This window comes from Undibacterium sp. TJN19, from assembly GCF_049339485.1.
Classification (GTDB): Bacteria; Pseudomonadota; Gammaproteobacteria; order Burkholderiales; family Burkholderiaceae_D; genus Undibacterium.
In genome coordinates this window covers 1-18415 of sequence record NZ_JBMPPL010000008.1, presented here as the reverse complement: position 1 = coordinate 18415, position 18415 = coordinate 1, and the positions used below count along the sequence as shown (strand labels likewise).

The 18415-nt window shown below is 51.5% G+C and carries 12 protein-coding genes and 2 riboswitches; of the genes, 3 read left to right on the top strand and 9 right to left on the bottom strand.

Annotated elements, in window-relative coordinates; genetic code table 11:
* Positions 1-33 precede the first annotated feature (33 nt).
* The 5 genes from gcvP to ACO0LH_RS19860 all read right to left on the bottom strand — a co-directional run bounded on the left by gcvP (position 34) and on the right by ACO0LH_RS19860 (position 9036).
* A complete protein-coding gene (gene gcvP, locus ACO0LH_RS19880; protein WP_422942878.1) occupies positions 34-2922 on the bottom strand; it encodes an aminomethyl-transferring glycine dehydrogenase in 2889 nt (962 codons plus the stop codon).
* Between the two features lie 116 nt (positions 2923-3038).
* A complete protein-coding gene (gcvH, locus tag ACO0LH_RS19875; RefSeq protein WP_422942877.1) occupies positions 3039-3416 on the bottom strand; it encodes a glycine cleavage system protein GcvH in 378 nt (125 codons plus the stop codon).
* Between the two features lie 100 nt (positions 3417-3516).
* Complete coding sequence (gcvT, locus tag ACO0LH_RS19870; protein WP_422943108.1) at positions 3517-4647, bottom strand: glycine cleavage system aminomethyltransferase GcvT; 1131 nt, start codon at positions 4645-4647, stop codon at positions 3517-3519.
* An 80-nt stretch (positions 4648-4727) separates the two neighbouring features.
* Positions 4728-4866: riboswitch (glycine riboswitch) on the bottom strand.
* A gap of 11 nt (positions 4867-4877) precedes the next feature.
* Positions 4878-4966: riboswitch (glycine riboswitch) on the bottom strand.
* 148 nt (positions 4967-5114) lie between these two features.
* Positions 5115-7511 carry a penicillin acylase family protein gene (locus ACO0LH_RS19865; protein ID WP_422942876.1) on the bottom strand — a complete coding sequence of 799 codons (2397 nt, stop codon included), beginning with the start codon at positions 7509-7511 and terminating at the stop codon, positions 5115-5117.
* 106 nt (positions 7512-7617) lie between these two features.
* Positions 7618-9036: a DUF2799 domain-containing protein gene (locus ACO0LH_RS19860; protein WP_422942875.1), complete on the bottom strand. Its 1419-nt coding sequence runs from the start codon at positions 9034-9036 to the stop codon at positions 7618-7620.
* 205 nt (positions 9037-9241) lie between these two features.
* Here ACO0LH_RS19860 and ACO0LH_RS19855 point away from each other — a divergent pair, with 205 nt between their 5' ends.
* The gene (locus ACO0LH_RS19855) at positions 9242-11053 is read left to right on the top strand and encodes an ABC transporter transmembrane domain-containing protein (RefSeq protein WP_422942874.1); all 1812 of its coding nucleotides are present in this window, start codon (positions 9242-9244) and stop codon (positions 11051-11053) included.
* 119 nt (positions 11054-11172) lie between these two features.
* Here ACO0LH_RS19855 and ACO0LH_RS19850 read toward each other — a convergent pair whose 3' ends face one another.
* Complete coding sequence (locus ACO0LH_RS19850) at positions 11173-11739, bottom strand: TetR/AcrR family transcriptional regulator (RefSeq protein ID WP_422942873.1); 567 nt, start codon at positions 11737-11739, stop codon at positions 11173-11175.
* Between the two features lie 110 nt (positions 11740-11849).
* Here ACO0LH_RS19850 and ACO0LH_RS19845 point away from each other — a divergent pair, with 110 nt between their 5' ends.
* Positions 11850-13070: an MFS transporter gene (locus ACO0LH_RS19845; RefSeq protein WP_422942872.1), complete on the top strand. Its 1221-nt coding sequence runs from the start codon at positions 11850-11852 to the stop codon at positions 13068-13070.
* A 61-nt stretch (positions 13071-13131) separates the two neighbouring features.
* Here the strand turns inward: ACO0LH_RS19845 and ACO0LH_RS19840 are convergent, their stop codons facing one another.
* The gene (locus ACO0LH_RS19840) at positions 13132-14808 is read right to left on the bottom strand and encodes an amidohydrolase (RefSeq protein WP_422942871.1); all 1677 of its coding nucleotides are present in this window, start codon (positions 14806-14808) and stop codon (positions 13132-13134) included.
* A 358-nt stretch (positions 14809-15166) separates the two neighbouring features.
* Here ACO0LH_RS19840 and ACO0LH_RS19835 point away from each other — a divergent pair, with 358 nt between their 5' ends.
* A complete protein-coding gene (locus tag ACO0LH_RS19835; RefSeq protein ID WP_422942870.1) occupies positions 15167-16714 on the top strand; it encodes a transglycosylase SLT domain-containing protein in 1548 nt (515 codons plus the stop codon).
* Positions 16715-16867: 153 nt separating this feature from the next.
* Here ACO0LH_RS19835 and ACO0LH_RS19830 read toward each other — a convergent pair whose 3' ends face one another.
* Complete coding sequence (locus tag ACO0LH_RS19830) at positions 16868-18115, bottom strand: hypothetical protein (RefSeq protein ID WP_422942869.1); 1248 nt, start codon at positions 18113-18115, stop codon at positions 16868-16870.
* 171 nt (positions 18116-18286) lie between these two features.
* Positions 18287-18415, bottom strand: a 129-nt coding sequence (locus ACO0LH_RS19825; RefSeq protein ID WP_422940545.1) for an ExbD/TolR family protein, incomplete at its 5' end; no start/stop codon positions are given.

Below are 18415 nucleotides of genomic sequence, written 5' to 3'. Positions count from 1 at the left end.
ATGTCCTTTCAATTCCGATGACGACATCAGCACTTATTCATAATCGCTGACAGGAATACAGGAACAGAACAAGTTACGGTCACCATAAACATTATCGGCACGGCCAACCGGCGCAAAGTATTTATTTTTGCGTAGGGAAGCAACCGGGTAAGCTGCCACCTCACGGCTGTAAGTATGTGGCCATTCGTTGGCGATCAGCACTTCTGCCGTGTGTGGCGCATGTTTCAGCGGATTGTCCTTGGCATCGAATTCACCACTGGCAACCTTGGCGATTTCTTCACGGATGCTGATCATGGCATCGATGAAGCGGTCGAGTTCAGCCTGGGATTCGCTTTCTGTCGGTTCTATCATCAAGGTGCCAGGCACAGGGAAGCTCATGGTCGGTGCGTGAAAACCAAAGTCGATGAGGCGTTTGGCCACGTCTTCATTGCTGATGCCAGTAGCATCAGTCAATGGACGCAGATCCAGGATGCACTCATGCGCAACCAGACCATCATGACCACTGTACAGTACAGGGTAATGCGGGGCCAGGCGTTTGGCGATGTAGTTCGCAGCCAGTATCGCTGTTTCTGTCGCTGCCTTCAAGCCTTCAGAACCCATCATGGCGATGTACATCCATGAGATAGGCAAGATGCTGGCAGAGCCAAATGGTGCGGCGCTAACGGCAGAGATACCATCTTCACCACGGACATAGCCAGTGGATTTCTGGTTAGGCAGGAACTTCGCCAGATGCGCACCAACAGCAACCGGGCCTACGCCTGGGCCACCACCACCGTGAGGGATACAGAAAGTCTTGTGCAGATTCAGATGGCTGACGTCGCCCCCAAATTTGCCCGGTGCGGCTACGCCGACCAGCGCATTCATGTTCGCGCCATCGACATACACCTGGCCACCATGGCTATGCACGATTTCGCACAGTTGTTGTATGCCTTCTTCAAACACACCATGTGTAGATGGATAAGTCACCATCGCTGCTGCCAGGTTTGCACTATGTTTTTCTGCCTTGGCTTGCAGGTCAGCCAGATCGACGTTGCCCTTGTCATCGCAAGCAACCACAACCACGTCCATGCCTACCATGCTGGCAGATGCTGGATTGGTACCGTGTGCAGAAGATGGGATCAGGCAGATATTGCGGTGTGCCTCACCACGGGAAGCGTGGTAAGCCTGGATCACCAGCAAGCCCGCGTATTCACCTTGGGAACCGGCATTTGGCTGCAGGGATACGGCGTCGTAACCGGTTGCTGCGCACAACATGGCTTCGAGCTGATCGATCATTTCGCGGTAACCGATGGTCTGGTCATTTGGCGCGAATGGATGGATGCTGGAAAATTCTGGCCAGGTCACAGGAATCATTTCGCTGGTGGCGTTCAGTTTCATCGTGCATGAACCCAGCGGTATCATGGTGCGGTCCAGCGCCAGGTCTTTGTCAGCCAGGCTGCGCAGATAGCGCAGCATTTCATGTTCTGCGTGATAGCGGTTGAACGTTGGATGTGTCAGATAAGTTGTGCCACGTGTCAGTGCTGCCGGGTAAGCATCATTGACGCCAGCTTCTATCGCCGTAAAATCTGGCGTTGTTGTGATGCCACTTGCTTTGGCAAAAATTGCCCACAAAGCTTCAACATCAGCACGTGTGACTGTCTCATCAAGAGAGACGCCAACCTGTGTTGCGCTAATCTGACGCAGATTGTAGCCCGCAGCCTGGGCAGCTTGATGGTAGGCAGCAGCATTGGCGACATTGACTGTGAGGGTGTCGAAGTAAGTAGTGTTGGCGATAGCCAGACCCTGTTGTTTCAGACCGCCAGCCAAAATACCAGTCAGGCAGTGTATGCGCAAAGCAATCTGACGCAAGCCTGCAGGGCCGTGATAGACGGCATACATGGAAGCGATCACTGCCAGCAACACCTGGGCAGTACAGATATTCGATGTGGCTTTTTCGCGGCGGATATGTTGTTCGCGTGTTTGCAGGGCCAGGCGATAAGCCTTGTTGCCTTGCGCATCAATCGTCACACCAACCAAGCGGCCAGGCATGCTGCGCTTGAACGCATCGCGTGTACCCATATAGCCTGCATGCGGGCCACCAAAACCCAGTGGTACGCCAAAGCGTTGGCTGTTACCAACAACAACGTCAGCACCCCACTCGCCTGGGGACGCGATCAGTGTCAGTGCCAGCAAATCGGCAGCAGCGATGACCATCGCGCCCTTGGCATGCAAGGCTGCTGCGTATTCACGGTAATCCATGATGGAACCATCAACGCCGGGGTATTGCAACAAGACGCCGAAGCAATCATTGTCCAGCGCTTCATTGCCAGCGCAGGTACGTACTTCTATACCCAGTGGCTTGGCGCGGGTTTCTATGATTTCACGGGTTTGTGGCAAGACATCGGCTGCCACATAAAACACATTGGATTTGGATTTGCCTACGCGCTGTATCAACGTCATGGCTTCAGCCGCAGCCGTGCCTTCATCGAGCATCGAGGCATTGGCGATGTCCATGCCAGTCAGGTCCGTGATGACTTGCTGGAAGTTCAAAATGGCTTCCAGGCGGCCTTGGGAAATCTCTGGCTGGTACGGTGTGTAAGCTGTGTACCAGGCAGGGTTTTCAAAGATATTGCGCAGGATAACGCCAGGCGTATGCGTGTTGTAATAACCCTGACCAATCAAAGACTTCAGTACACGGTTTTTCGACGCCAGTGCCTTCAATGTGGCCAGTGCTTCCTGTTCGGACTTGGCTTCTGTGAATTGCGCCAGTGGCAGCACATCGTGACGGCGGATATTGGCCGGGACGATGGCATCAATCAGGGCTGTGCGGTCAGCATAGCCCAGGGTTTTCAGCATGGCGGCTTGTTCTGCTTCAGAAGGGCCGATATGTCGAGCGATGAAAGCGTCATGCGCTTCCAGTTGGGTCAGTGAAGGACGGGTCATGGTATATGGGGTACAGAAGAGTAACGTGGGATATCAGGCGGAACTATGCAGGGCAAACCGCACTCAGGCAAATCCAAAGCAATAAGGTGACCATCAGGCCACCTTATATGCATTAATTAAGCAATATTTTTTGCGTAAGCTTCAGCATTCATCAAGGCATCAACATCAGCAATATTGGCTGGCTTCAGTTTGAACAGCCATGCAGCAAACGCATCGGCATTGATGGATTCTGGTGCATCGGCCAGTGCTTCGTTGATACCGACAACTTCACCAGTCACCGGTGCATAAATATCGCCCGCTGCTTTGACGGATTCAACCACGGCGCAATCCTTGCCAGCGTCGAGTACTGTACCAACTTTAGGCAGGTCAACGAAAACGATATCGCCCAAAGCATCCTGAGCAAATTCAGTAATGCCGACAGTGATCGTGCCGTCTGCTTCTGTGCGTACCCATTCGTGGGATGTCGTGTATTTCAGGTCTGCTGGTACGTTCATGATGGGCTCCAGATAAATAAATTGTTTTGAATTAATGAGTGGCTAATCAAATGAAGCTGTACAAGAGTGAACAAATACACAGTACAGCTTGCAGATCAAATTATACGGCCAGGATTTTGCCATTACGGACAAAAGGCAGTTTGACGACAGATGCGGCCAATTGCTTGTCACGGATAACAACATGCACAGTATCGCCTACAGACACGCCCATAGGCAAACGCGCCAGTGCAATTGCCTGTTCCATGGTCGGGCTGAACGTGCCGCTGGTGATTTCGCCTTCGCCTTGTGCGCACACTACTTTTTGATGGGCGCGCAGGATGCCGCCTTTTTCACGCAGGATCAAACCCAGGAACTGGGCATTCTGGCCTTGTGTTTGCAATGCTTGCTTGCCAACGAAATCGCGTTCACTGACCAAGTCTATGGTCCATGCCAAGCCAGCATCGAGGGGGTTGACTGTTTCGTCCATATCCTGGCCATACAGATTCATGCCAGCTTCCAGACGCAGGGTGTCACGCGCACCGAGGCCAGCAGGTTTGACACCGGCTGCAACCAGGGCATTCCAGAAATCTGTTACGCGGTCAGCAGATACGGCAATTTCAAAACCGTCTTCACCAGTATAACCAGTGCGTGCCACCATGACTTCACCAAAGGACGTGTCGGCGACGATGACTGCGTTGAAAGGTTTGATTTCTGCGCTAGCTGCCTTGGTTTCTGGCAAGACTTCCCATGCCTTGGCGCGGGCATTTGGGCCCTGCACTGCTACGAGAGCGAAAGCGTCTGCACCATCGCGGCGCTGGGTTATGGTCAGACCGCTATTGGTTTCTGCATTGCGGGCATTCATCCAGGCAATGTCTTTTTCTGCCGTGCCGGCATTGACGACGAGACGGAACCAGTTTTCGCTGAAGAAATAAATGATTAGGTCGTCGATGACCGTGCCTTCAGGCTTCAGCATGCAGGAATACAGGGCCTTGCCCGCCACCTGCAATTTATCAACATTATTGGCCACCAGGCCACGCAGGAAGCTGCGCACATTTTCGCCCTGCAAATCAACGACGCACATATGGGATACATCAAACATGCCGCAATCAGTGCGCACTGCATGATGTTCTTCGATTTGGGAACCATAGTTGACAGGCATGTCCCAGCCGCCAAAATCAACCATTTTTGCGCCAGCCGCACGATGGGCTGCATTGAGGGGAGTTGCCTTGAGTGATGTCGCTGCTTGCGTCATGAGTGCCTCATTACCAGGTTGCCAGATTGAAGGGACGAACACGCGCATGCCGACGAATAAACGCCGCATGCGCTGAAATCGCATACCCCTCTGTCCTGGTACCTGAGAGATTACGGGAGCAATGTATGTTTGCTGCCCGTGCGCACCTTCGGTGGGTAGTACGGCGAATATTTATAAAAATAAACGTGTCTGCCGCTACCGCTCTCCAGAGTTGGGGCAACTTTTAACTACCCCGTTGATCGGTCCTTTGTGCCTGAGAGTTTTTTGGGTATTAGCCCCTTCGGCGGTAACTTTCGTCACGCTCTCCCGATCAAGTAGCGCGATTATATAAGGCTTGCAAGGGCTTGGATAGTTTCGGGTTTAAATATTTACAAAAAGCCTGCACAAATTGCCGTTTATGTATCAAAAAGCAATTTATTCAAACTTATGCTGACGGTCATCCTCGCTGGTCATCCTCGCTAGTCATCTTATTTACTGCGCAATACCAATGTACTGCTGACATGCGCCGCCACATCTTTTGCGCTCAAATACTGCGGCACATAATTGCCTGCTGCATAGCTGGCCGCTTGATCATTGTAATGCGCATCAAACAACACCCCGCTTTGCCCTACCGGGTTGATACCCAGCGCCTTGCTGGCATCGGCGAAATCGATAAGACGACGGGTAGATGGCCCATACACGACAGCCCAGGGTGCCGGGCCAATAGGGCCAGATAAATTATTTGGCACTTCACGCCCACCAGGCACATGGAAAGGCCCCACATTAAATATTTTGTCCAGCGGTTTTTGCTGGGCCAGCGGGTGATTATGTGTCAGTGTATGTGCCCTGCCCCAGGTCCATTGTTTGCTGTCTGAACCGAAGGTATTTTGCAGATGCGTGATGCTGTCACGCCATGCAAGACCGACAATATCGTCCCTGGTCTCGATAGCCCTGGTCTTGCGGTTATCCCACCAAGGGGAATGCTCATCAGCCAGCAGGCGTGGTAATGCGGCGTCCAGTACACGTGTGCGTAACAGGTTCTTGAATTGCACCTCCCCCACTTTATCGGCCATCGCTGCATAAGTCAGTTGATACAGGAACTGGCTGAATATCGTTGGTGATACACGGTCGGCCTGATAACTGCCATCCCATTTTTCCAGTTGCGCCAGCAAGCGCTGGCCATCGGCGTCGATAACCTGTTTTTTCAGGATAGGCAACACCAGTTGCAAGACCTGACGGGCATAATCGGTCCTGTTATCAAGCTGTAGTGCCTGGCTGTTCTTTTGATCCCATTTCACGCCAGCTTGCGCCAGCAAGCTGTCAAGGCGGCGTGCACGCTCTGGCAGGTTGTAGTAACCAGCTATAGGCAGGGCTGCGTTTTGTGCCGGTTCACGATTGGCAGAAATGATATATCCACGTGCAGGATTTTCTTCTTGCGGGTTATCTGAAAATGGCGAGTAACCAAGCTTGTCAGCCTGCTCGGTACTGCCATCGAGTATCAGTGCGGGGTTGACGGCAGCTGGTCGTTTGACGAGTTTGGCAGCAGCCCACCAGCCTATATCACCACTGGCATTGGCCCACACCACGTTCAGGCCGGGTGCATGTATCTTGCTTGCGGCGGCTCTGGCTTTTTGCAGGGTTTCGGCGCGATTCAATTCATAGAAGGCATCCAGCACCGGGTTTTCAGTTTCCAGGAAAGCCCACCACATTGCCACTGGTGTGCTACCGAAATTGTCTTTGAAGGCATCGGTAATAATAGGCCCATGCGGCGAGCTTCTCAGTTTCAGGGTCACTGTCGGCGCGCCTTTGACGGCGATGGTTTCTTCGCGTGTCTGCATATTGACCCACTGACCGTGATACCAGACCTGCTCCGGGTTTTGCGGGTTGACTTTTTCCGCGATCAAATCCAGGTCATCATTTTGAAACATGGTCAGACTCCAGCCAAATTGCTGGTTATGTCCCAACAAGGCCATGGGGTTCAGGGCCTGATGATGACCATACAATTCAAAGCCCGGTGCCGACAAATGCGCTTCATACCAGACCGATGGTGCAGAGAAAGCGATATGGGGATCACCGGCCAGCAAAGGTTTGCCGCTGGCAGTGTGGCTACCCGCCACCACCCAGGCGTTGCTGCCTTCAAATTGTGGCAAACCGGTTTGTTCTATTGCCTGCTGGCTGAGCTGGGCCAGCCGATCCAGTTTTTGCCAGTCGCCGGCATCAAGCTGGCGCGATGCCTGCAACGCGCCCTGGGGATGATTATCGAGATCGAAGATACGCAGGTACTCTGGGCCAAGCTTGTCACGGATATGCGTCAGGACGGGTTCAGTACGAAACGCAGCAGCAAAGCTATAGGCCATATAACCAGATACAGCGATCGTGTCTGCTGGCGTAAAGGGACGTTTGGGAATATGCAGCAAATCAAATTCCAGCGGGGCCGGGTGGGTGGCCTGGAACTGGTTGATACCATCAAGATACGCATCCAGTGCTTTGCTAGAGGCTGCGGTTTTATCGAGCTTTGCAGCATAAGCGGTCGCATGCGCGCGCAAGCCCAGAGTGCGGAACAGGCGATCCAGATCCAGCAGTTTGGGGCCCAGTATTTCTGCCAGCTCACCATTGGCCAGGCGGCGTACCATTTCCATCTGGAACAGCCGGTCCTGGGCATGTACATAACCAAGGGCACGATACATATCGGCTTCGTTTTTTGCCTGGATATGCGGGACGCCGCGTTCATCATACTGAACGATGACTTCTGCACTGAGGTTTTGCAGATTGACGCTGCCAGAGCGCTCAACACGCTTGCCGTGCAAATACCAGCCCAGTGCCGCCCCCAGCGTCAGGACCAGCAGCAACAATATCAGGGCTATCCATTTCAATACACGTTTCATCACTTGGCTTTCAGCGCGAGAATATCTACTGCATATCAATTCCTCTAATTCTACACGCCGATCACACAGTCGTTGCAAGCCCGATTTGTGAACAAGTTATAAGACTTCAATTCAGGTAGAGATCACGCTTGATTTGCTGCATCTGCTGCTCATAACGAAATTCCCATGTTTTCAGCTCATCAATCTTGCGGCGCACATTATTCATGATGTCGTGCAGATCATGATGTTCGCGCTCACGCCTTTTATCGATATTGGCAGTGTCTTCATTTTTTGGGCGATTTTTGTCGTCCTGATCGCGTTTGATTTCCTGCTCAAGACGGCGCAATTTACGTTCGGCATCTTCATAACGGTCATTATTGACGAGCAAGTCATTGTGTGCATCACGCTGCCTGCGCGCCAGGTTTTCGTAATCCTGACCGCCCAGCAAGGCGCGTCTTAACTGGTTTTGCATGCCGGCATTGCAGACCTCCACCGCCATCGCCTGATTTTGCCGTCCCCAGTTAAATGCATTCTCAACGGTGCAGTAACGCGCATTTTGATTTGCCCATGCCTGTTGATACAGAGCGCGGGTCTGCGCAATCACAAATACATTGTCGCGACGGGCGTTCGCCATGCGTTGCTCTAACTGGTCAGGATATCCATAGCCATCTTTATTGCCCATGTCTTGCCAGTATTGTTGCAGTCGCTGTTCCCATTTTTTCTGGTATTCAGTCTCAAAGATCTTTAATCCGCGCTTTTGCGCATCGTCACGCCGGGTATGAATATCACGGCCAGAAACAGCATCATTCCAGCCCAGGTTTTTCCAGTATTCGACGATCTCACGGCTCCAGCCAGTGTGATAGGCATCTTCACGTACCAGCAACCCGGCTGACGCAGCCTTTTTAGCCCTGCCTTGTAACTCAAGGTCGGGAATCCCGTCATGTGCATCCTGATATCCAGTTTGCTCCCAATAGGCATAATTGCCATCGCGCCAGCCATGCTGATACGCGGCCAACTGAAAACCGATTGCCGCGCCGGCCTTTGCCCTTGATTCTTCTTCACCAGCATTGCGTGCGGCTTTGCCGTCCTGCATGCCAGTCTGATACCAGTAATCTGCATTACCCTGCTGCCAGCCTTGTTCATAGGCGTGGTGATTCAAGGGCGTGTGATTACGCTGAGTAGTCTGTGATTTTGACTGGCTCTCGAAATAGCTGATGGCACGGGCAGCACGCCCGTCTTCACGGCCTAGGCTTGACCAGTATTGATAATTTCCCAGCAACCAGCCCTGATCATAGTTGGCGGATGATTCAGCCTTGATCTTGTCGCCATCAACCAGTGAACAAAAACGGCGGCGATCATCAAAACGCTTGTCCAGGCCCTCTGCGCCATCTTTCGTACCGATACTGACCCAGTCACCCACTTTGCAATCATTGACGCGTGTCATGGTGCTTTGACAGCCACTGAGTAAAATGCTGCTTGCCGCAATTGCCGAAGTAATTGTTATCAAGCTAATGATGGTCCTGACTTGCTGGATGCGGATACGCATATCTGCCTTTCTGTTAAGAATGCTGCATCAACGTTTGACAAGATACATTTGTTGACAAAATCTGCTGACGTAACCGCCACAATTGGCAACTATCAATTGATTCACATAAAAAGACTGACAATTGCTATTGATATTGACAACTGCAACATCATCTACCTTCTTTGCTATTGTTTAGCTGACGTTTGCATCTTCAACAGGACTGCGCATGACACAACCCCCTTCCAAGACTGAAGTCTCCCAGCGCAGCAGCCTGGAAACCCTGAAAGGTTTGCTGCCATTCTTAAGCCCCTATAAAAGTCAGTTCCTACTCGCTGGTATCGCTTTACTGGTTGCTGCTTCGGCAACCCTGGCAATCCCTTATGCTTTCCGGCAGATGATAGACCTGGGTTTTGGCGGCGGGGATAAAAGCATCAAGCATGTGGATCTGACCTTTATCGCCCTGTTTGCTGTCGCCTGCGTGCTTGGTGTAGCAACGGCGGCCCGCTTTTATCTGGTGTCATGGCTGGGTGAGCGTGTTACTGCAGATATACGCAATGCTGTCTATTCACACGTAGTAACACAAAGCCCTGAATTTTTCGAAACCACGCAAACCGGTGAAGTCTTGTCGCGTCTGACGACTGACACAACCCTGATACAGACTGTGGTTGGCACCAGCATATCAATGGCCCTGCGCAACTTCCTGCTCTTTTTGGGTGGGCTGGTCATGCTGTTTGTGACCAGCCCCAAATTGTCATCGATCATTATTGTCATGCTGGCGATGGTGGTATTGCCTATCGTCTTTTTTGGCCGCCGTGTACGCAAGCTGTCACGCGATTCACAAGACCGCATTGCAGATGCATCGGCCATCGCCGGTGAAATTTTGAATGCCATGCCCACCGTACAGGCTTTTACGCATGAGCATATAGAGGCCGGGCGGTTTTCAAGCTCGGTAGAAGGCGCATTCAAAACTGCCATGCGCCGCATACGCGCACGGTCTTTGCTGACGATGATGGCGATACTGCTGGTGTTTGGCGCGATCGTGTTTGTACTATGGCTGGGTGCGCATGCTGTCATGCAGGGCCGCATGAGTGGTGGTGAACTGGGACAGTTTATTTTATATGCTTCCATCGTTGCAGGTGCCATCGGTGCGCTTTCTGAAGTAATGGGCGATGCCCAGCGCGCTGCTGGTGCCACAGAACGTCTGCTGGAATTGATAGAAGTCAAATCACCGATACAAAACCCGGCTCAGGCATTGTCATTGCCAATACGCCTGGCCCATGAATCAAAGGGGGCATCATTATCGTTGCAAGGACTGGAATTCCACTATCCATCGCGCCCCAACACTGCTGCCCTGTCGAATGTGAATCTGGATATACGTCCTGGTGAAACGGTTGCCGTCGTGGGTTCTTCCGGTGCGGGAAAAACTACGCTGTTCCAGTTATTGCTGCGTTTTTATGATCCGCAAGGTGGTGAAATCCGGCTTGATGGCGTCAATATCCGTCAACTTGATCTGCACACCTTGCGTGAGGCAATCGGCGTCGTGCCGCAGGACACCATCATTTTCTCGGCCAATGCGCTGGAAAACATACGCTATGGCCGTGCTGACGCCAGCGATGCCGATGTCATTGCCGCTGCAAAAATGGCGGCTGCCCATGAATTCATTGAAAGGCTGCCTGAAGGCTATCAATCCTTCCTCGGCGAACGTGGTGTACGCCTGTCTGGCGGCCAGCGGCAAAGGATAGCCATCGCGCGCGCCCTGTTGAAAAATCCACCACTATTATTGCTGGATGAAGCGACCAGCGCACTCGATGCAGAATCCGAGCGCCTGGTGCAAGGTGCGCTGGAAGTCGCCATGCAAGGCCGCACCACGCTGATCATTGCACACAGACTGGCCACCGTGCAGCGTGCTGACCGTATCATTGTCATGGAACATGGCCGCATCGTTGAAACCGGCACCCACGCGTCCCTGGTAGAGCATGGCGGCGTGTATGCCAAACTGGCGGCATTGCAATTTGACCTGCACAGAAACGAAGATTAAATGCAGGAAGATGTAGGGCTTGCTGGTGACACAATCAAAGTCCTGCCATATACAAAAAAATCCGCAGACAACAATGACAGGTTACGTCACATAGAACGCATTTCTGACACACATTGGTACTACTTCACCAATGTGTCGGCAACTGCCTGCAGGATGTTTTGCGAAAATTCTTTATCATCCACCGCACGTGCCAATACGACGGCACCGACCATGCTGGCAAACGCCACCATGGCGTTGTCTTCTCTCGCCTGTTCCGACTCACCAGGCAGCAACTTTGCCAGCACATCAACCAGCCCACGCGTACCTTCCGTAGCCGCACTGCGAACGAGCGGGCTTTGCCGCGACATATCAGAGCCCAGCGCGGCCAGCGCGCAACCCTGTCCAGGATGATCCCGGTGAGCCGGCGATAAATAGCTTTCTGCGATACGCGACAGAGCCGTTTCTGGCGCAGCGGCTTTTAGCTTGTTCCATCTCTCTACCGAACGCGTCATGGTGCGTGTGCAAGTCTGCGCAATCAAATCTTCTTTGGAAGAGAAATTGCCATAAAAACCACCATGCGTCAAACCAGCGCCTTTCATCAGATCCACCACACTGATGCCGTCAAAGCCATGTTCGCGAAATAATTGTGCAGCGACATCCAGAATGCGCTCGCGATTTTCATTCGCCTGTTCTCTGCTGACTTTCATGATTACACCTCGCGTTCAATAAATTGTCTTGACATTATAAATTATGATCGTAATATATTCAATCATGACAAATATCATTTAAATTTAAAGTCGGATGACACGGGAGCACCATGAATACCAAACCCAGTTTAAGTAATCACTACCCCGCCATCTGGCTTGTATTGCTGAGCACAGCCGGAACTTTTTCACTGACCATGGGGGCGCGACAAACCATGGGACTTTTCTTAAGCCCCATGAATACCAGCACAGGGCTGGGTATCGGCAACATCAGCCTGGCTTTCGCATTTGGTCAACTATGGTGGGGTCTGACGCAGCCGTTTGCTGGCGCGATTGCCGACAAGCTGGGTGTAGGACGCGTCTTGTTCCTTGGCATCGCTTTGGTTGCATTGGGCACTTTCATAACGCCCTTGATGACCACAACTGCCGGCCTGATTTTCAGCATAGGTATGCTTGCCGCTGGCGGTGCTGGCATGGCGGGTCCGGCAGTGCTGATGGCAACGGCCACCCGCATGATACCGGCAGAAAATCGTGGCATCGCCACCGGCATCGTGAATGCAGGCGGTTCATTTGGTCAATTTATCATGGCACCATTGGCGATCACGTTGATGGTGAACTATGGCTGGAATAATGCGATGCAGATACTGGGGCTGATCGTCTTGCTGGCCTTGCCTGCGGCTTTTCTGCTAAGCGGCAAACCAATGCAAAATGCGACAAACGGTCAAAAACCGGTCAGCACCAAAGCAGCCATTTACGGCGCACTGAAAAATCCAGGCTATCTGATGCTGGCTGCCGGCTTTTTTGTCTGCGGCTTCCATGTTGCCTTCCTGTCCACGCATTTACCAGGCGTCATCGCCAGTTGTGGATTACCGGCAGAATTTGGTGCCTGGTCGCTGGCTATCCTGGGTTTGTTCAATATCGTCGGCAGTATTTCCATGGGCTGGGCCGTTGGGCACTGGCGCATGAAATCTTTATTGTCTTTGCTGTATGCAACACGCGCCATTGCCATCACCCTGTTTTTACTGGCTCCAAAAACAGGCCCGGTGGTACTGGTCTTTGCCGCCGTGATGGGGCTGACTTTCTTGTCGACTGTGCCGCCCACAGCTGGTCTGGTAGCAAAATTTTTTGGTCCGGCGAATATGGCCAGTCTGTTTGGCATCGTCATGCTTACCCACCAGTTGGGTGGTTTTCTGGGTGCATGGCTGGGCGGGAAGGTATTTGAGGCAGCGGGTAATTACAATCTGTTGTGGTATATCGATATCACTCTGGCTGTGGGCGCAGCGCTGATACATCTGCCTATCAAAGAGCCGCAATTACAGTTAAAAACAGCTTAGCACGTCACCATGTGCCAGAAGCCCATTTAAAAGACGGGCTGCTGGCGCTTCAATCAGACAATCACTTTGTTGCCTGATACACCTGTTTACCACCGACCCAGGTTTGCAAAACCTTGATCTGGTAGATATTTTGAACCGGTATCTGGAACATATCCTGATCGATCAGAATAAAATCGGCCCACTTTCCCTTCTCCAGGCTTCCCAGAATATTTTCCTGATGCGCAGCATAGGCAGCATCAATCGTGAAGCAACGAAAAGCTTCCAGCAGTGTCATGGCCTGATCGGCATGCCAGCCCTGGGCTGGTTTGCCGGACATATCCTGGCGCGTCACGGCGGCATGGATGCCCCAGAAGGGATTGGGCGACTCTATCGGAAAATCAGAGCCACAAGCGATACGTGAACCCTGTTGCAGGAAACTGCGCCACGCATAAGCACCTTTAATGCGCTCAGCGCCAACCCTGTCTTCCGCCATGTTCATGTCAGATGTCGCGTGGGTAGGCTGCATCGATGGCAATATGCCCAATTGCTTGAAACGGGGAATATCTGTGAGGGCAACAACTTGTGCATGTTCAATGCGGTGACGCAAATCTGCGGACATGGAGGCAGGCAAGGCGGCAAAACCTTCCAGTATCTGATGATTACCTGCATCGCCAATGGCATGCACATTGACTTGATAACCTTTACTGGCAGCCTTCTTGATCATGGCTGACATTTCATCCTGTGATTTGAACAACAGCCCCTGGGTATGCGGCGCATCTGAATAGGGTGCCATCAGGGCCGCACCACGGCTGCCCAGTGCGCCGTCGGCAAATAACTTGACGGCTCGCAAAGCGTAATGATCATCCGCATAGGATGTTAATGGACCTGAAGCAGAAACCTTATCAAAGAAAGTATCTGTGCCACGTATCATGCCGTAGACACGGGTATTGAGCTTGCCTTGTGCTGCATATTCACGAAATAATTTATCTGCTGGCTCAGACACACCCGCATCATGCACGCTGGTCAGGCCTACTTGAGCAAGTTGCAGCAATGCGGCATCCAGCGCCACTCTTTGCTCGGCCTCAGAAGCTGCTGGCAATACCTGGTCTACCAGGCGCATGGCACTGTCAATCAGAATGCCGGTAGGCTGTCCTTGCGCATCTTTTTCAATTTTTCCACCAGCCGGGTCCGGCGTGTTTTTGTTTATGCCGGCCAATTGCAGTGCCCTGGTGTTCGCCCAGCCTGCATGTCCGTCGACCCTGGCCAGCCAGACTGGCCGGTCTTTCACAACGATATCAATTTCTTGCGCGGTTGGAAAACGGCCCAATTTCCAGTTGGCCTGATTCCATTCCCCGCCAATGATCCACTGATGCTGCGGGAAGCGGCGGGCATAGTCGGCAATTGCCTGCTGTGCCTGCTCCAGGTTGCTGGTTACGCGCAAGCCCAGCTGGGTCTGGCTGCTTCCCAAGGCAAACACGTGGCCATGTGCGTCGATCAGGCCTGGTAACAGGGTTTTGCCAGCTGCATCAATATGCCTTGCTGAAGGCAACCTGGCGGCCAGGTCCTTCCCTTGGCCGATAGCGATGACCTTGCCAGCATCATCAAATGCCAGCGCCTGAAATTGTATTAATTGCTGATTCTGATTCAGGGTGTATCCACGGGCGTTATCGATGATGGTGTCGGCATAGGCCATGACACTACCGGCTGTGCTGACACTGGTCATTAGCGCCAGCAAGACTGGTTTAAATCTGTTTTGCATGGAGAAACCCACTATTTTGCATGAAAAACTGTATTGTATTGCAGCACTGCAAATTGGTGCAATTTAGTTAAGTTAATGGAATAGGCAATTTAACCTGAAACATCAAAACTCAAATTGCGCTTAAATACGGCCACTGTCCGCCTTTGCTCACGTTCCGGGCTTAAGTCCCAAACTTGCAAGCGACATAAAGTCCAAGCTGAAAGATCCAAGCTATTTGAATGCTATTCAGACATCTATTTAAACTTGTAAAACTTGTCATTAAACTGACATTTTTCTTGACGCTGCAAACCTCACTTGCGTACACTCTCACGATCCTGCAATCCACGTCGACTATGGTCGATTAGTCAATTATTTGCCTATGAAACGATTCCGACTAAACCCTACCCCCCTATTTGCCGCTGTTCTTCTCGCTTGTACAGTGCCACAAATATGTCAGGCTGATGCCTTGCCGTCCTCACGCGATCTGGCATCTGCACCAGAGACTGTCGCGCCAGCTCCGGTTGCCGGCCAGGAAATTCCAGTGCAGTTTCCAAGCACTATTTCCACGCTTGAATTCACCGATAAAACGACCGATTTATGGGAAAGAATTCGCACTGGTTACGCTATCCCCGACCTGGAAAACCAGCTCGTCACCAATCAGCTGATCTGGTATAGCACACGCACAGACTACATACTGCGCACGGTGCAACGTGGCTCGCGCTATTTGTTCCACGTTGTTGAGGAACTGGAAAAACGTGGCATGCCAACGGAACTGGCTTTGTTGCCGTTTATTGAGTCAGCTTTTAATCCACAAGCCATCTCAACGGCCAAAGCCAGTGGCATGTGGCAATTCATGGCAGCGACAGGTCGCGATTTCAATCTGAAGCAAACCATGTTCAAGGATGACAGGCGCGGCGTGCTAGATTCGACCGATGCCGCCCTGACCTATTTAGAAAAACTGTATGGCATGTTTGGTGACTGGCAACTGGCACTGGCGGCCTACAACTGGGGCGAAGGATCGGTGCAGCGTGCCATCAAGAAGCAGCAGGCGCTGGGCTTGCCAATAGACTTTCAAAGTCTGTCGGTCCATATGCCAAATGAGACAAAAAATTATTTGCCCAAGTTACAGGCTGTAAAAAATATCATCGGTCACCCTGAGCAATTTAGCCTGGCCTTGCCGAAACTGGACAACGAGCCGTATTTTGTGACAATAGAAAAAACCCGGGATATTGATGTCAGGGTTGCAGCACAATTAGCCGAATTGCCGCTGGACGAATTCAACGCGCTGAATCCACAATTCAGCCGCCCTGTGATTACGGGTGATAGCAATACCAAAATCTTATTGCCTACCAATAATGCCGCCTTGTTCAAGGAAAATCTGAATAAGTGGCAAGGCCCGCTTTCAAGCTGGTCGGCACATACAGTGCAAAAAACCGAGCGCATAGAATCGCTGGCCAGCAAATTGGGCTTGAAACCTGAACTGGTACGTGAAGTGAATCTGATCCCGGCCAAGATGATGGTGAAGGCTGGCTCTACCTTGTTGGTGCCAAAATCTGCCAAAATGCCGGATAACGACATTTCCATGGAAATTGCCGAAAAAGCGCAATTGATCATGGAGAGAACATCTACCCGACAGGTTAGCTACAAGGTTGGCAAACATGATAATCTCGCAGCAATCGCCAAGCGTTATCGTGTCAGTATCGCGGATCTGAAAACCTGGAATAAACTCAAGCATGATAATGTTGCACATGGTCAGACCCTGCATGTACAGGTTCCCATGGTTACCCAGGTCAGCCAGCATGCCAGTGCTCAAATCAGCCGCAGTGCACAAGCACCTAAAATGATACACCGCTCAGTTGCACCGGTACGCAACAATAATAAATCCTTGATTGCACACTTCAAGAACAACAGAAAGAAACACGGCTGAAACTGCAGCATCCCGACTGGCATGGTATTTAAAGCCATTTAAGTTCATTTAAAGCCAGCCCCGGGCTTCTTGATAACTTGATTGTGTTTGTTCACATCTAAAAAACAAAGGGCGCCATGAGCGCCCTTTGTTTTACTGCATCACCAGCAAAAATTACTTCTGATTTGCGTAAATAATCCAGTAACGTGCCAGATCGGCGCTACCATCACTACCACGTACAGTTTTCAAAACCTTGATAGCGTTGGCCTTCTTGCCTGCCCAGATATAAGCTACGCCCAGGTGCAATTTAGCGTCTTCTTCGTTCTTGAGACCACCTTTGGCAATACCCTCTTCCATCATGGATATACCTTTATCATAGTTGCCTGAAGTCGCATAGCCAAAGCCGATGTTGACCAGACCATTGCCATCTTTTGCTGCCTTGGCTTCTGTTTCATTCGCAGCCAGAGACTTGTTTGCTTCATCTTGAGTCTTGTTAGCCATGTCACGCAGACGCTTGTGGCGATCAGCATCTTTACCCTCGCCCAGCAAGCCTGCTTTATAACCAGCGTCTATCACCTTGGTTGCCTCAGCTGGATAACCAGCCTGGATAGCGAACAAAGACATATCCATATAGTCAGCAGTTTTGGTGATCTGACCCAAAGCCAGTTTCAGGCGCATTAAGTCCAGCTTCAGACGCTCGGAATAGCCTGGTTTTCTTTCAATGTTATTGAGCAGATTGACCCAGTATTCTTTTTTGCCATGGAAGCCAACCATTTTTTCCAGTGCGCTGGAATAAGTTGCCATATCCTTGCGCTTCAACGCGTCATTGGCCAGGTATTCAAGATTGGTCAGGCTTGGTGTACGGCCCGCCTTTTCGTCTGCTGCCAGTTCTGCATTGATTTCTTTCATGGCACGGGCGCTATCACCGCCTTGCGACATCGCCTGAATCAAATACGGGCGCAGTGAAGGGTCTGTGCCGCCGTCAGAATAATAACGGTTGTACCATTGGGCTGCCTTGGAGTAATTGCCTGCTTTAAAATAGGCATTCCCCAGCACCTGTATCATTTGCAACTGGTCTTTACCAGGCAATTTATTTGCCGAAATAATGGTTTCAGCAGCACGAATAACAGCATCATTGTCGCCAGCCGCAGAAGCAATCGACAGACGCATACGCTCTATCGTGAAGTTTTCGTTGACTGTCTTGCCACCGACGCCGTCAGCCTCATGAATCTTGGACAGCGCATCCCTGTATTTTTTCGCTTTGTACAATTCACCAGCCGCTTGCACGATACGACCGATTTCCGGACGCATGGATTCCTGGGCGAAAGCTTGATTTGCTGCGATGTTTGTTAATTCCGGTGCGGCTGCAAAGCCAATCGCTGCAATCAATACAGCAATACGAGACAAGCGAAGTTGCTTCATATGTTGATCTCTCAATCAATAAATTTATTAAACTTTGGGGCTACCCGTTTCAGAATAAGCTCGGCTCACCCCGTGAATACGAAAAATGGCAGGGTTAACCCCTGCCAATTTTCTATCATACCTTAAGAACTCAGCATTGATGTGCCGAAATCACAATGAAATGCTTATTCATCATTTCAAGAACTGCTCATTCCCGACCATCCCGATCTTGGTGACGCCCAAACGCTGTGCCGCAGCCATGACAGCGGCGACCGATTTGTAAGGCACCACCGCCACAGGGCGCAGATGCACCTCAGGCTG